Origin of the sequence: Nocardia sp. NPDC056564, from assembly GCF_042793755.1 — a bacterium.
In the GTDB taxonomy this organism is placed as follows: domain Bacteria; phylum Actinomycetota; class Actinomycetes; order Mycobacteriales; family Mycobacteriaceae; genus Nocardia.
Map to the genome: position 1 here is coordinate 493,305 of NZ_JBHTUR010000003.1, position 15,178 is coordinate 508,482.

Annotated in this window: 7 protein-coding genes; 2 read left to right on the forward strand and 5 right to left on the reverse strand. The window is 69.2% G+C overall.

Annotation, left to right across the window (positions count from 1 at the left end; all coding sequences use genetic code 11):
• Nucleotides 1-41: 41 nt before the first annotated feature.
• The gene (locus ACFQ9K_RS10095) at nt 42-6,590 is read right to left on the reverse strand and encodes an SDR family NAD(P)-dependent oxidoreductase (RefSeq protein ID WP_378717656.1); all 6,549 of its coding nucleotides are present in this window, start codon (nt 6,588-6,590) and stop codon (nt 42-44) included.
• Between the two features lie 133 nt (nt 6,591-6,723).
• Nucleotides 6,724-8,931: an aminotransferase class III-fold pyridoxal phosphate-dependent enzyme gene (locus tag ACFQ9K_RS10100; protein WP_378717657.1), complete on the reverse strand. Its 2,208-nt coding sequence runs from the start codon at nt 8,929-8,931 to the stop codon at nt 6,724-6,726.
• 423 nt (nt 8,932-9,354) lie between these two features.
• On the opposite strand from ACFQ9K_RS10100, the gene ACFQ9K_RS10105 reads away from it, so the two are divergent.
• The gene (locus ACFQ9K_RS10105) at nt 9,355-11,385 is read left to right on the forward strand and encodes a LuxR C-terminal-related transcriptional regulator (RefSeq protein ID WP_378717659.1); all 2,031 of its coding nucleotides are present in this window, start codon (nt 9,355-9,357) and stop codon (nt 11,383-11,385) included.
• On the opposite strand, the gene ACFQ9K_RS10110 is transcribed toward ACFQ9K_RS10105, so the two are convergent.
• From ACFQ9K_RS10110 to ACFQ9K_RS10120, 3 genes are all read right to left on the reverse strand, one after another.
• Nucleotides 11,386-12,171: a BTAD domain-containing putative transcriptional regulator gene (locus tag ACFQ9K_RS10110; RefSeq protein ID WP_378717661.1), complete on the reverse strand. Its 786-nt coding sequence runs from the start codon at nt 12,169-12,171 to the stop codon at nt 11,386-11,388.
• Between the two features lie 75 nt (nt 12,172-12,246).
• Nucleotides 12,247-12,984 carry a hypothetical protein gene (locus ACFQ9K_RS10115; protein ID WP_378717663.1) on the reverse strand — a complete coding sequence of 246 codons (738 nt, stop codon included), beginning with the start codon at nt 12,982-12,984 and terminating at the stop codon, nt 12,247-12,249.
• A 23-nt stretch (nt 12,985-13,007) separates the two neighbouring features.
• Nucleotides 13,008-14,564, reverse strand: coding sequence for a molybdopterin-dependent oxidoreductase (locus ACFQ9K_RS10120; RefSeq protein ID WP_378717664.1), 1,557 nt, complete (start codon nt 14,562-14,564; stop codon nt 13,008-13,010).
• Between the two features lie 162 nt (nt 14,565-14,726).
• Here ACFQ9K_RS10120 and ACFQ9K_RS10125 point away from each other — a divergent pair, with 162 nt between their 5' ends.
• Nucleotides 14,727-15,152 carry a hypothetical protein gene (locus ACFQ9K_RS10125; RefSeq protein ID WP_378717666.1) on the forward strand — a complete coding sequence of 142 codons (426 nt, stop codon included), beginning with the start codon at nt 14,727-14,729 and terminating at the stop codon, nt 15,150-15,152.
• Nucleotides 15,153-15,178 lie beyond the last annotated feature (26 nt).

Genomic DNA, 15,178 nt, shown 5'->3' on the forward strand with positions numbered 1-15,178 from the left:
ACAACCTCTGCAACTAGGGCGATCGGCGGACCGCGCGAGAATCAGTGCGGTCCACCGGAATCCACCAGCGGATCGGTTTGATCGATGAAATCGAAGATCGCGTCGTCGTCGGCGCCGGTGAGATCCTCGTCGGCGGCCTCCGGCGCGCGGGCGCGGATCCGGCGGGCGAGGTCGTCCAGCCGAGCCGCCAGCACGTCCTGATCCGACGGCGCCAATTCGGCGAATGTCCATGCGGCGGTGAGCGAATCGACCTGGTCGAGCAGCCGCGCCGCCGGGTCGTCCGCCGGCGCTATCTCCTCGGTGAGGAAACGGGCCAGCGCCATCGAGGTCGGATAGTCGAACACCACCGTCGTCGGCAACTTCACCCCCGCCGAGGATTGCAGCCGGTTGCGGAACTCCACCGCGCCGAGCGAATCGAAGCCCAACTCCATGAACGCGGTATCGGGCGGGACCGCGTCGCTGGACTCGTGGCCGAGCACCGCCGCGGCATGGGCGCGAATGGCCTCCAGGACGATTCGCTCCTGCTCGCCCCGGCTGAGCCCGAGCAGACTCGCCACCAGCTTGGACGACTCCACCGAACCGCCGTCGGCCACCCGCCGCGCGGACCGCAGCAGGCCACGCAGCAGCGGCGGGATGTCCTCGATTTCGCCGCCCTGTTTGCGCAGCGCAGCAACGTCGATCCGCGCGGGCACGATCAGCGTCTGGCCCGATCCCAGCGCGGCGTCGAACAGCGCCATCCCGTCCTGGTCGGAGATTCCGGCGAAACCACCGCGGCGCAGCCGATCCCGGTCCGCGTCCTGCAGGTGACCGGTCATGCCGGTCGCGCGCGACCAGAAGCCCCAGACCATCGACGTGGCGGGCAGGCCGAGCACCCGGCGATGGTGGGCGAGCGCGTCCAGTACCGCGTTCGCCGCCGCGTAGTTGGATTGCCCAGGGGCGCCGAGCACTCCGGCGATCGAGGAATACAGCACGAACGCCGCCAGCGGCAGCTCGCGCGTCGCCTCGTGCAGGTGCCAGGCGGCATCCACCTTGGGGCCGAACACGTTAGCCACCGACTCCGGAGTCTGCGCCGTGAACAGGTCATCGTCGAGGACGCCGGCCGCGTGGACCACCGCCGTCAGCGGATGCTCGGCATCGATGCCGGCGATCAACCGCTGCACCGCGCCCCGATCGGTGACGTCGCACGCCACCACGTCGACGGCGGCACCCGACTCCGACAGCTCGGCGACCAGCTCCGCCGCGCCCGCGGCCGCGAGACCACGCCGACTGGTCAACACCAGATGCCGGACACCGCGGGCCGTCACCAGATGCCGGGCCAGCACGCCGCCCAGGCCACCGGTGCCACCGGTCACCAGCACCGACCCGTTCGGATCCAGTCTGCGCGGCATGGTCAGCACGTTCTTGCCGATATGGCGGGCCTGACTGAGGAAACGCAGCGCCTCCGGTGCCCGTCGCACGTCCCACTCCGTCACCGGAACCGGCCGCAGCACACCGGATTCGAACAGGCGGACCAGCTCGACCATGATCTCGTGCAGCCGCTGCGGCGGCACCGCGGGCAACATGAACTGCCGATAGTCGACCCCCGGATACCGGTTGGCGATCTCGCCGGGTTCGCGAACATCGGTGACGCCCATCTCGATGAAGCGACCGCCGCGGGGCAGCAGCCGCAACGAGGCGTCGACCTTGTCCCCGGCCAGCGAATCCAGCACCACGTCCACGCCCTGCCCCTCGGTGGCGCCGCGGAACTTCGCCTCGAAGTCCAGGCTGCGCGTGTCGCCGATCCGGTCGTCCGCGAAACCCATGTCCCGCAGCACGTTCCACTTGGGCAGGCTGGCGGTGACATACAGTTCGAGCCCGAGGTGCCGCGCCAGTTGCACGGCGGCCATGCCGACGCCACCGGTCGCGGAATGCACCAGCAACGTTTGACCGGCCCGCACCTCGGCCAGGTCCACCAGCGCGTAGTACGCGGTGGCGAACACCACCGGCACCGATGCCGCCTCGGCGAAGGACCAGCCCGCCGGCATCCGCGTGACGACCCGCTGATCGGCGATCACCGTCGCACCGATGCCCGGGAACATGCCGAACACCCGGTCGCCGACGGCCAGATCGGTGACCTCCGGCCCGATCTCGACCACCACGCCCGCGCCTTCGCCGCCGACCGGCGTGTTCTGGATCGGATACATGCCGAGGACGATCAGCACGTCGCGGAAGTTCAGCCCGGCCGCGCGCAGTTCGATCCGCACCTGTCCCGGCGCGAGTGTCATTCCCGCCGTGGGGTTCTCGCCCGCGAGCAGGTTGTCGCCGTGCAGCGTCCCTCGGCCACGGGTGACAATCTGCCAGTCGCCGCGGTCGAGCAGTTCCGGCGCACCGAGGGTGTCCGCTCCGGCGCGTACCAGCCGCGGGGCATACGCCGCGCCATGGCGCAGCGCGAGTTGGGGTTCCGTCCCGATGCCCAGCGCGGTGGCCACCGCCTCCCGGTAGCCGGCCGGCTCGTCGACGTCGACGAGCACGATGCGGCCGGGGTTCTCGTTCTGCGCACTGCGCAGCAGACCCCAGGCGGCCGCGCCGGCGAAGTCCGCGATGTCTTCCGTGCCGTGCACCGACACCGCGCCGGAGGTCACCGCGACGATGGATGCCGGCGAGCCCGCATCGGCCAGCAGATCCTGTATCCGAGCGAGCAGTTCGACGGTGCGGGCCCGGATCGGCGCGGCGACGTCCGGACCGGCGCCGATCCCGGCGAAGCAGCGGATCACCACGTACTCGCCCGCCGACCCCACGTAGCGCTCCGCCACGGCCGCGCCGTTCCCGGATCCGTTGCCGGGCAACGATTGCCACCTCGCCGCGGGCACCTCGTCCGCGGCCGTCACCGGCACCCAGTTCAGGCCGAACAACGCGTCGTCGACCACCGGGCCCCGCACGGCGCCCAATGCCTCGACCGACGTCGAGCGGGTGGTCAGCGACGCCACCCTCGCGACGATGCCGCCCGCCGGATCGGCCATGGTCACCGCGATCGAATCCGGCCCGGTCGCCGCGAGTCGCACCCGCAGCGAGGACGCGCCGACGGCTTCCAGCGAGACGCCCTCCCAGGAGAACGGCAACCGCACCTCGCCGGCCACGCCGGCGGTCGCGGTCACGATGACCGCGTGCAGGGCGGCGTCCAGCAAGGCCGGATGCAGGCCGAATCGCTCGGCCTCACTCCGGGCCGACTCGGGCAGGGCCACCTCGGCGAAGATCGAATCTCCGCGTCGCCACACCGCTTTCAATCCTTGGAACACCGGACCGTACTGATACCCGAGCGCCGCCAGCCCCGCGTAGACCTCGGCCAGGTCGGCCAGCTCCACCGCGACCGCACCGGCGGGCGGCCAGGTGCCGAACTCGTTGTCGTCCAGCGCCTCGTCGCGGTGGGTACGCAACACACCGACCGCGTGCGGCGTCCACGGGCCGGCGGCCGCCTCGTCCCCGGACATCTGGGGACGCGAATACACCGACACCGACCTGTCCCCGGACTCCTGCGCGGCACCGGCCACGACTTGCAGCTCGACCGCCCCGGAACCCGGAATCAGCAACGGTGACTGGAGAATCAGCTCACCCAACACCGGCGTCTCGACCAATTCACCGGCATGCAGGGCCAATTCGACCAGGGCGGTGCCGGGCAGCAGCACCGCGCCGCCGACCCGGTGATCCGCGAGCCATCGATGCGACTGCAAGGACAACCGCCCCGACAGGATCAACCCGCCGCCGTCCGCCGGGGTGAGGGCCGCACCGAGCAGTGGATGCTGGGCGGTCTGCAGGCCCGCGGCGGTGACGTTGGCATCGCCGCTCGGCTCGAGCCAGTAGTACTTTCGGTCGAACGCGTAGGTGGGCAACGCGATTCGACGCGCGCCGGTCCCGGCGAACAGAACCGACCAATCCACCGCGGCGCCCCGCACGTACGCCTGGGCCACACTGACCAGGAACCGGTCGAGCCCGCCGTCGTCGCGGCGCAGCGAACCGGTGACCAACACATCGCCGTGGTCGTCGACCCCGTCGAGGAACTGCTCCACGCCGACCGACAGCACCGGATGCGGCCCGCACTCGACGAAGCTGCGATATCCGAGCTCGTAGGCGGTGTGCACGGCCTTGTCGAACCGTACCGGCTCACGCAGATTCCGGAACCAGTAGTCGAGGTCGAGCACGCCGGTATCGACCGGATCGCCGGAGACCGCGGAGATGAACTCCGTCGCCGCGCTCTCCGGTCGCACCGCGTCCATGGATTCGACCAGCGCGGTGTGGATCAGATCGATCTGGGCCGAATGCGACGCATAGTCGACCGCGATCCGGCGGGCCGAAATCCCCTCCGTGACGAGCTCGGCCAGGATCTCATCGATGGCCGCGACCTCGCCCGAGACCACCGTCGCCGCGGGGCCGTTCACCGCCGCGACGCTCAATCGGTCACCCCACGGGGTGATTCGCTCGCGCGCCGTCGCCAGATCCAGCGGTACCGAGATCATCGCACCGGTCCCGGCGATGTCGGTCAGTGCCCGGCTGCGCTGCACGATCAACCGCGCCGCATCCCGCAGCGGCAGTCCGCCCGCGACATAGGCGGCGGCGATCTCGCCTTGCGAATGACCGATCACGCCGTCGGGTTCGACGCCCAGCGAACGCCACACCGCCGCCAACGACACCATCACCGCGAAGAGCACCGGCGGAACCACGTCGATCCGCTGAAGATCCGGCGCCCCCGGCACGCCGTCGAGCACGTCCAGCAGTGACCAGTCCACCAGCTCCGCGAAATACTCGGCGCAACGGCGCAATTCGGCCTCGAACACCGGCGAGGTCGCCAGCAGCCCGGCCGTCATGCCCGCCCACTGCGTTCCCTGACCGGGGAACAGGAACACCGTCTTCGCACCGGCGTCGGCCCGCCCCCGAACCACCCCCGGCGCGTCCCCGCCCTCGGCCAGCGCGGACAGACCGGCCACCAGTTCGGCCCTGTCCCGCCCCACCACCACCGCACGATGCTCGAACACCGCACGCGACAGCAGCGACCACCCGACGTCCACGACATCGAGGTCCGGATTGCGCCGCACGAAGTCGAGCAGCTTCGCGGCCTGCCCGGCCAACGCCTGATCGCTCTTCGCCGACACCACCCACGGCACCGCGGCCAGGCCGGATCGATCGAACGCGGGCACCGCCGCGGCGCTCGCATCCTGCGGTGGCTCCTCGACGATCACGTGCGCATTGGTGCCGCTGATCCCGAACGAGGACACCGCGCCCCGGCGCGGGCGATCAGCGCGTGGCCGCCACGGCTGCGCCTCGGTCAGCAGCCGCACCTCCCCCGATGACCAATCCACATGCGGCGTCGGCGCATCCACGTGCAAGGTCGGCGGCGCGACATCGTGGCGCATGGCCTCGACCAGCTTGATGATCCCGGCGACGCCGGCGGCGGCCTGTGTGTGACCCATGTTCGACTTGATCGACCCCAGCCAGAGTGGTTGTCCCGCAGTGCGATTCTGCCCGTAGGTGGCCAGCAGGGCCTGCGCCTCGATCGGATCGCCGAGCACGGTGCCCGTGCCGTGCGCCTCGACCACGTCGACCTCGTGCGCGGCTACGCCGGCGTTGGCCAGGGCCTGCCGGATGACCCGCTGCTGGGATACCCCGTTCGGCGCGGTCAGCCCATTCGAGGTGCCGTCCTGATTCACCGCCGACCCGCGCACCACCGCCCACACCGGATGCCCGTGCCTGCGCGCGTCCGAGAGTCGTTCCAGCAGCAGGGTGCCGACACCCTCGCTCCAGGTCGTTCCGTCCGCCGCCGCCGCGAACGACTTGCTCCGCCCGTCCGGCGCCAGCGCGCGCTGCAAGGAGAACCCGACGAACGGCACCGGCGACGCCATCATGGTCACCCCGACCGCCAGCGCCAGCGAACATTCGCCGGAGCGCAGCGACTGCGTCGCGTGGTGCACCGCGACCAAGGACGACGAGCAGGCCGTATCCAAGGTCACGGCCGGGCCCTGCAATCCCAGCGCGTAGGCCACCCGCCCGGACGCGACGCTGGCCTCCTGGCCCGTCATCAGGAACGGCAGCACACCGTCCAATTCCTCGCGTCCGCCCTCCAGCGTCAGCGGACCGTAGAAGTCGGACATCATCCCCAGATAGACGCCGGTGTCGCTGCCCCGCAGACTCGTCGGGTCGATGCCGGCGTATTCGATCGCCTCCCACACCGACTCCAGCGCGGTCCGCTGCCGTGGATCCATCGCCAGCGCCTCGCGCGGGCTGATCCCGAAAAACGCGGCGTCGAATTTCGTCGCGTCGTGCACGAATCCGCCGACCCGGACATACGACTTCCCCTCCCGCCCCGGATTATCCGGGTCGTACAGTCCGTCTACATCCCAGCCGCGATCGGTCGGCCACTCCGAAATCAGGTCCCGGCCTTCGGCCACCGCCGCCCACAAATGCTCCGGCGATTCGATCCCGCCCGGATAACGACAGGCCATCCCCACGATCGCGATCGGCTCGTGCGCCCGGAACTCCACATCGTCGAGGCGCTGCTGGGTATCCTGCAACTCGAGAATCGCCTTCTTCAGATATGCGCGGAGCTCGTTTTCGTTTGCCATCGGAACAACCTCTGTCGTTGGGCGATCGCGGGACGCGGTCGGCGCGTCGAACCCCTCCGCCCGACGCCGGGACCCGCAGTTGCGCTTTATGCTGCCAAAACCCTGAATTCGCTGAAACCCCTAGGGCGGTCCCCTATTTCGCCCTGCGGTCGCCGATTCGCTCTCGGATCGAGACGAGGATCGTCGCCGTTTCCAGCGCGGCGAAGTGCAGTGCCGAGGTCACCATCGTGCGCAGGAATCGCGGCCGATTCAGCTGCCCGAGATAGCGACCCGTGTCGTCGAGCGCGCGAATGAGTTCGGCGTCGTGTCCGCCGGCGGTGCACGGCAGCACGCGCATGCCGAGCAGGATCACGCCGCATCGCGTCGCCAGGATTCTGGAGATGAGTACCTCGAAGTAGTCCTCCAGATATCGGCGCAGTGGCCCGAATATCCGCGGCGGCCGCCGCACGAACAACTTGCCGAACAGCCCGACCCGGCGGTAGCCGGTGAACATCGGCGATCGAGATGCGTTGGCCAGCATCGACTCCAGGGCCTGGACGAGTTCGGCCCGCGTCGCTCGACCGTCGACCTCCGCCAGCGCGGCCAGCGCCAATCCGGCCCCGAAATCGCTGCGGTAGTGCGACCGCAGCCAGCTCGCCATGTCCGGGGACGACGCGGTCAGGTCGTCCATCACCGCTGCCGAGATCATCGTCGCGCCGATCGGAACGAGGCTGTCGCTCAGGCCTTTCGACACCGCGATCAGATCGGCGGGCACCCCGTGCGTCGCGCTGGCGAGGAAGTGGCCGGGATCGCCGCGCCAGAAGCCGGAGAAGATCTCGTCGTACCCGACCAGGTAGCCCGACGACTCGCGCGCCCGCGCGATCTCGTCGAGCACCGCCCTCGGTATCTCCAGGCACTCCGCGCCGAACACCGCTTCCATCCAGACCAGCGCAATATCTGTGCGGCGCAACGTCGTACGCAGCATCGCCAGATCGTCCATCGGCACCTCGACGATCCGCACCGGGTACGGCCGGAACGGATGATGATCGAGTTCGCGCAGGAACGGACTGGTCCGGCTCACCGCGATCGACATCGGCCCCTTGCCGGAGTAGTTGCCGTGCAACGTGACCACCGTGCCGCGGCCGGGTCGCGCGCTCAGCGCGGCGAGGATCGCGTTGTCGACCGCGCTCGCCCCGCTGATCGAGGGCAGCATGACCGGCAGCCCGGTCAGTGCGCCGAGTTTCTTTTCCAGCAGCTCGGTTTCGCGTCCGGTGCCGCCGATCGAGGCGATGACGTCGGGCGATTGCTGATTGTGCCCGCGGAAGGCAGGCCCGGCGCCGGAGGCCAGGTCGACGTAGCGCCGGTCGCCGGAGATGTAGCTGACGCCGTCGGCCTTGTCGAAGGTCAGGTTGACGCCGCCGATGTCGATATTGCGGGTCTGCCACGAATTGGCGTGCATCCGCAGCCTGGCCCGCCGCACGATCGGCTGATGCCGGATCCGGTCGACGACCGCCGCCGCGCGGTGATCGAGGGGGCGCCGCTCGATCAGGGTGTCGCACAGCATCTGCACCGCGATGCCGTTACCGCCGAAGGTCGAGATATGCGCGATGCTGTCGGCCAGGTTGTTCCAGAGAGCGAACGCAGCGCGGGTGAATGACACTGTCCCGCAGGGGATTTGACCCTTGACACACACCTCGCCGAGGAAGACGATGTCGCCGTCGGGTGGCGTGGCGCAGATACGGGCGAACGCCGCCTCGTCGCGCAGCGCACCGTGGGCGACGACACCCCTGCGCCCCGCGAGCACGTCCCGCACCCTGGTCAACTCATGATCGTCGAGACCGTCGCGAACGACGAGGTAGGCGCTCCACGAATCCGCCGCGTGCCGAACGAAACTCGGCACATCGGCGACGATGCGCAGGCCGTCGTCGACCATCGAGCGCAGGCCGGGCACGATGTGACCGGACGCGTGCGCGATGGTTCCGGTCGGGTCCAATACCAGAATTCGACAGGACGTCCCCGGTTCTTTGCGGTTGGTGCGGTTGCGCACGTATTTCAGTACGGTGCCGACCGCGTCTACGCCCGAATTGGCGAATACCGAATGCCATTGTGTTCCGGATTCACCGGCACGGCTCAGAATTCGATGCAGCAGATAACAGGCGACGGCGCCGTCGATCGGGATATAGGCGCTGGCGAGCACCATATTCGGTGCTTTGGCCGCCACCCGCTTGGCCAGTATCGCGCGCGCCGCCCACTGATCTTCGGCCAGCGCCGACCGCGGGAAGTCGCGGGCCCGGTTATCGCCCGGATCGAGGTGCACGCCCGGCTCACCCCGGGCACTGGAATCTGCTCCGCCTGTGTGCATCCACCCACGATCGCGTGCCGGACAGCAGGCAGAAACCCCTAGGCGATCCCCTATCGCGCCCCGCCGCGACGCCGGGTAATCCCGTGCCATAATAACCAGGCCGGGTAATTGCGGAGTAATCGCGAACTCGGGCGGCCGACCCGGCGCCGGTCGCGCGTCCAGGATATGTGCCGCCTAGCAGCACCGGGTCACCGCACGTTCATTTTGCGGGTCATATGACAGGGTCTTGCTAATTCCCGCGCAGAGTGGACCGCAATCTTGACAACGTCGTCGCGGGTGCGATGCACTGTTTGACGCAAGATTGGGTGGGGGAATGCTAGCCGATCGAGGTCGACCACGTTCCCGTATTGACGTATGGAGAGCACCTCACCTTTTTTCACGCAGGGCGATCGGCGCGGCACGCTGGAGGCACAAGTGAGTCGAATGCATTCCACACAACATCCGAATTGCCCGGCCGGGGTGGCGCGTTCGAATGGCATGCCGCCCTTGCCGATCGGCGACGGTGAGGTGTGGCGGATCGCGCAGGCGATCGCCGTGCTCGACGAGGCCGCGACGCCGGAACGGGTCGCCGCCCTGCTCGAGGCGGACGAGTCCGCCGTGCGGTCCACGCTCGGCCGCCTGTCCGCCGCCGGATTGGTCGACGCGGCGGCGGCCAGGTTTCAGCAGGCCGACTTCCGCGATCGCGTCCTGCGGCACACGCCGGTCGACGCGCGCAAGAGCCTGTTCCACCGAGCCGCCGGTTTGCTCCAGCTCGGCAAGGAATCCGCGCGCACCGTGGCCGGGCTGCTGCTCGGCGCCGGTTACGCGCGCTATCCGTGGTCGTCGGCGGTGCTGCTCGCCGCCGCCGACGACGCGATGTTGCAGAACCAGATCTATCGCGCGGTCCAATGCCTCACCCTCGCCTATCGCGCGAGCCTGCACGCCGCCGACCGCGCGGATATCTCCGGACGGCTGTTGTCGATCGAATGGCAGGTGAATCCGTCGCCCGCGACCAGAAGCTATGTGCGCACGACGGTTGCCGCGCGCGCCGGGCTGCTGAACTGGCGCATGCTGCCGTTCCTGGTCCGCTATGAGCTGTGGCACGGCCAGGTCGACGACGCGCAGGTCGCCCTGGACGCGCTCGAGCGCTCGTCAGGCACCGACTCGAACTCCGACGAGGTCGCCTTCCTCTATGCCTGGCTGGCCTACACCCATCCCGAGGTCCCGACCCACGGCCCGCGCGAGATCGAACCGGTGCAGGAACCCGGCACCGATGCCGCCTCCGCCGACCGGCAGGCCGCGACGGTGCTGTCCGCCATCACCGCGCGGGAACCCATCGGGCAGATCGCGATTGCCGCACAGGAGCTGCTGACCGAGCACCGGCTGAACTCGGCGACCGTCGAGCCGCTCGCCACCGCGATCGCCGGACTCGTGCACGCCGAACGCCTGGATCTCGCGCAGACCTGGTGCGATGTGCTGCTGGCCGAGGCGAACGCCCGGTCAGCGCCGACCTGGCAGTCCGTGTTCGCCGGCCTGCGCGCCGAGGTGTCGCTGCGCCGCGGCGACCTGACCGCGGCCGAGCACTATGCGCAGCGCGCGCTGAATCAGGTGTCGGCCAAGAATCTCGGCACCTGGGTCGGGAGTCCGGTGGCCACGCTGATCCGCGCGCTGACCGCGGCCGGACGGTATCGCGAGGCGCAGGCGCAGCTCGATCGCGCGGTACCGCTGCCGATGTTCGCGTCCCGGTTCGGGCTGCGCTATCTCCATGCCCGGGGTCATCTCTATCTGGCGACGCACCGGTTCTACGACGCCCTCGAGGACTTCCGCAGCTGCGGTGAACTCATGCAGCGCTGGCAGATCGATCTGCCCGTCGTGGTGCCGTGGCGCAACGATATGGCCGAGGCGTACCTGGCCATGGGCGACCGGGACAATGCGCGGACTTACGCGCGTATGCACCTCGCCGAGCTCGGCCGGCCCGGCGCGCACCGCACCGGCGGCGTTTCGCTGCGGCTGCTCGCGGCGACCGGCAAACCGGAGGAGGGCCTCGCGCTGCTGCGCGAGTCCGAGGCGATCGCGCGATCGCACGACGATCAGCTCGAAATCGCCCGGGTACTCCAGGATCTCGCGGAGGCTTATCGGCGCGCGGGGCAGCCGGATCGATCCCGCGCGCTGCATCGCAACGCCGATCGACTGTCCCGGCGGTGTGGCGCGAAAGCGTTGGCGGGCAACGCCACCGCCGAGGAAAAGCCCGTGCTGATCCGTTCGTCGGCCGAGATCCGATCGGCGTTGAGCCCGGCCGAGTTGCGGGTGGCGACCCTCGCGGCGGACGGCGAACGCAATCGGGACATCGCCGAGCAGCTCGGCATCACCACGAGCACCGTCGAACAGCACCTCACCCGGGTGTTCCGAAAGTTGAAGGTGGGCAGCCGATCCGAGTTGCGCTTCGCCATGCGCGCGGACGAGCTGCTCAGCTGATCACGGGTGCAGCACGGTCCGGCCGGGATCCGAGTGGAGGGATCGGTCGTGGCGCAGGATCAGTTCGTGGACGCGTTGCAGTTCGCGTCCCGGTTCGACGCCGGACCCGTCCACCAGCGAAGTACGCACTCGCTGAAAGACATCCAGCGCGTCGAGCTGACGGCCCGATCGATAGAGCGCGAGCATGTAGAGCCGGTGCAGGCTTTCCCGGCGGGGCTGGGCCGCGGTGAGCCGCTCTAGCTCGGCGGTGAGTTCCCGGTGCCGCCCGCAGGCCAGCTCGTTCTCGAGACAGTCCTCGTAGGCGCCGAGCCGCTCGTCCTCGATGGCGACGAGCTCGGACCAGCGCTGCGCCTGATCGACCACGTCCGCCAGCGCTTGGCCGCGCCATAGCGCCAATCCCTGTCTGAGCAGGTCGATTCCGCGCTCGATCGCGCCGCGGTCGAGTTCCTGGCGGCCCTGCCGGACCAACCGGCGGAAGCGGAACAGATCGACGGAATCGTCATCGACGCGGAAGACGTACCCGGGCGGCTGGGTGGCCAGCTTCACCGCGCGCCCGCGCGGCGCGACCATGCTGCGCCGGATCGACCAGACGGAGTTGTGCACCATCTTGCGCGCCGTGGAGGGCGGATCGTCCCGCCACAGCACCCGGATCAGCTGCGAAATGGGCACCATCTGATTGGCATTCAGCAACAGGTACCCGAGGACCGCCCGCTGGGTGGCGCCGCCCAGCTCGATCGGCGCACCGTTCGCGGTGACCGTCAGTGTCCCGAGAACCGAGAATTCCATTGGGCCTCAACCCTCCCCCATCCCGGACCGTATTCTATCCATTCCCGCCCGCCTGGTTGTCTCGAATCCGTCGAACTAGACCGTCGAACCGTCGACTATGTCGCGCGTGGCGACAAGACCGTTCAGTTCCCATTCTTCCCACCAGCCGGCGCGCAGTTTTCCGGAGAACAGCTGGTCGCCACCCGAACAGAGCGGTTGATTCGCATACCTTCCGGTCGACCAGGGCTGACACCAGGTGAGCACGAGATGGCCGAGCAACTGGTCCGACGGGCGAGACAATCCGCGGTGATCCGCCGCGCACAGCGCCGCAGACACCCGGTCCGGCAACCGAACATAGATGTCGGGCAGGGATTCTCGCGCGACCGCCCGGGAAATCGCGGTTCGGATGGCGTCGTCCAGCGCGGCGCGAGTCGCGGTCGTCGCCTCGATCGAAAAGCCTTGGGACTGCAGGAGGGCGACGGCGACACCGACCAATCCCGGGCCTTCGTGGTCGTCGCGCGGACCGGCCGCCGCGGGAATTGGTGACAATGTCCCCGACCATTGTCCGACCGTTCTCGGTATGGCGACCCAACGTTCGGCTTGCGCGGCGGGGAATATCGGGTCGCCGTCGTTTCGATCGGTGACATATATTTCCGGCGTGCCGGCCAATCCACCGTGCCCGTTGCCCTGCACGCTGTCCCCGTCGACCTTGAAGAACGCGGTCCACAGGTGTGGCCGCGGCGCGCCCGGCCGATCCGCCCGCCCACCGATCGCATACAGCAAGTTGGTCCATTTGAGCTCGCCGAGCGTGATCGTCACAACGTGCCTCGGCATCGGCCACCCACTCCCTTCCGCGCTCACTCGAAACCCTTGCCCGAGGCCGGGTTCGGCCTTCGCCCGGTAACGCCGAGCCAACTTCCGGGCACGTGCGTGGCGTACCTCGCCCTGGTCAGCATTTCGTCGGCCCAGATCGACAGCCCGCGCCGCAGCGGGGAATCGGCCGTCCCGACCTCGACCCGCACGGTGTGGTAGCCGCCGAATCCCTCGGGGAATGCCGATCGGGTGCGCGACTCCTGCCCGGCACAGCGCACCCGGATCCGATGCCGGCCCGGTGTCGCAGGCCAGCGGAAACGCCACTGCCGCCAGGCCGTCGGCGCCAGCTCCGCGGCGAGTTCGGCTGCGGCCCATGGCTCGTCGTCGATGGACACCTCGACCGAGCGCACCCCCTCCGGTGGATGCCAGGCGACCCCCGCGACGATGGTCTCCCCCGCAGGCAGGGCGGCGAACCGGGCCGGCACATCGATCTGCGAGCCGGGCCGGACCCAGCCGGTCAACGGCCAGCCGCGCCGGGCCCAATAGTCCGGAGCGTCGGCGAAGCGCGTAACCTCCAGTCGCTCCAGCCATTTCACGTTCGCCCACTGACCATAGGAGCCGGGTGTGAGCAGCCTGACCGGAAAGCCGTGCTCGATGCGCAGCGGCTGACCGTTCAAGCCGACCGCGAGGATCGATCGGTCGCGCGCGGTGTCCAGCGGCAGACCGGAGGTGAGCGCGTCCGCGGTGACCGAGTGCGCCAGCAATTGATCCGCGCCGGGCGAAACTCCCGCTCGCGCCAATAGATCGGCCACCGGTACGCCGAGCCATCGGCCGGTGCTCACCCGGGGGCCGCCGATGTGGTTGTGCACGCAGACCATGGTCGAGTAGACCTCGACCATGGGCATGGCCAGCAGATCGTCGTAGGTCAGCTCGAGCTCGTGCTCGACCTCACCGGTCAGCCGCAGCCGCCAATCCGGCAGCGCGACCCGCGGCATATCGATCGCGATGTGCACCACGTAGAAGTCCTCGACCGGCGTGATCAGCGGCCGCACACCGGGAATGCCGAACTCCATGTCGGCCCGCGGCGCGGGCAGCGTGGCCGGCTGCGGCAGCTTGATCTCGTCCCGCTCGATCGCCGGCGGCCTGCGCGTCCCGGCGATCGCGAGGGCGGCGCCGCCCGCCAGTACGGCGGCGGTGCGCCACCCGCGGCGACCGAGTGCGAGTTGGGTGAGCACTCCGGCGGCGGTGCCTGCCGCGGCAGGCAGCGCGGCGTGCGACGGCGCACCCGGCCGGGTCAGGCTGCCCAGCGCGCCGACGACACCCGTGATGCCGAGCAGGCCGGTCCCGACCGCACCGACCCGGGGCACGGCCAGCCCGGCCGCGGCACCGTTGCCGAGGATGCCGCCGATCAGGCCCGCGCCGAGCAGATGCTTCGCGTACCCGCCCACCAGGGTGAGCGCGGCGTCGGACAGCGGCGCGGAGGACCGGTCGACGGCGGCCCGCTGCACGGCCGACAGCGGGGAACCGAGACCGGGTATCGCCCGCGCGACGAGTTCGGTCACCGCCAATTGCACAGCGGCGGCGGCGATGCCGGAAGACACGTGATCTCCCCTACGGCCGGCCCGGACAACGGTCACGAATAGCTCCCCGCACAGAGTGGTGCTTTTCAACGTCGTGCCATTAACCCAAAAGCCGCCGGACCGTCGAAACCCCTAGTGGAGTAAGGGTGTCGGGCCCGACGTGCGGATACCTACACTGTGCCGATGATCCTGGGGACAGATACCAAAGTATTACTGCTGGTGGCCGGGCTGATCTTTCTCTGGGCATTGCTGCTCGGCGCATGGAAATACCGGCAGATCGTGGTATCACCGGAACACCAGGCGCATCCGTACGTCAGCATCGCGCACCGGGCCGCGCTGCTGTACTCCTTCGCGGTGCTGCTCATCGCGGTATTCGTCGAGCTCAGCGACTGGCCGACCGCGGTGAACCTGATCGCCGCCGCGGTGCTGCTGCCCTACTTCGTCATTGCCATCGCGACCTATGTCTGGCACGGCTGGCGACAGGACACCGATAATCAGTTGCGTAATCCGGTACGGGGTACGGGCGTGTACATGGTCACGTTGATCATCGGCGAGATCGGCGGATTCCTCGTATTGCTGGCGGGTTTCGTGCACGGCCAACTGTTGTAGACGCGCACCCTTATCCCGCGCTAGGG

Bases quoted from the DNA above. Each gene is read 5' to 3' on its own strand.
- ACFQ9K_RS10095 (WP_378717656.1), bottom strand. From the start codon at position 6,590: ATGGCAAACGAAAACGAGCTCCGCGCATATCTGAAGAAGGCGATTCTC.
- ACFQ9K_RS10100 (WP_378717657.1), bottom strand. From the start codon at position 8,931: ATGCACACAGGCGGAGCAGATTCCAGTGCCCGGGGTGAGCCGGGCGTG.
- ACFQ9K_RS10105 (WP_378717659.1), top strand. From the start codon at position 9,355: ATGCATTCCACACAACATCCGAATTGCCCGGCCGGGGTGGCGCGTTCG.
- ACFQ9K_RS10110 (WP_378717661.1), bottom strand. From the start codon at position 12,171: ATGGAATTCTCGGTTCTCGGGACACTGACGGTCACCGCGAACGGTGCG.
- ACFQ9K_RS10115 (WP_378717663.1), bottom strand. From the start codon at position 12,984: ATGCCGAGGCACGTTGTGACGATCACGCTCGGCGAGCTCAAATGGACC.
- ACFQ9K_RS10125 (WP_378717666.1), top strand. From the start codon at position 14,727: ATGATCCTGGGGACAGATACCAAAGTATTACTGCTGGTGGCCGGGCTG.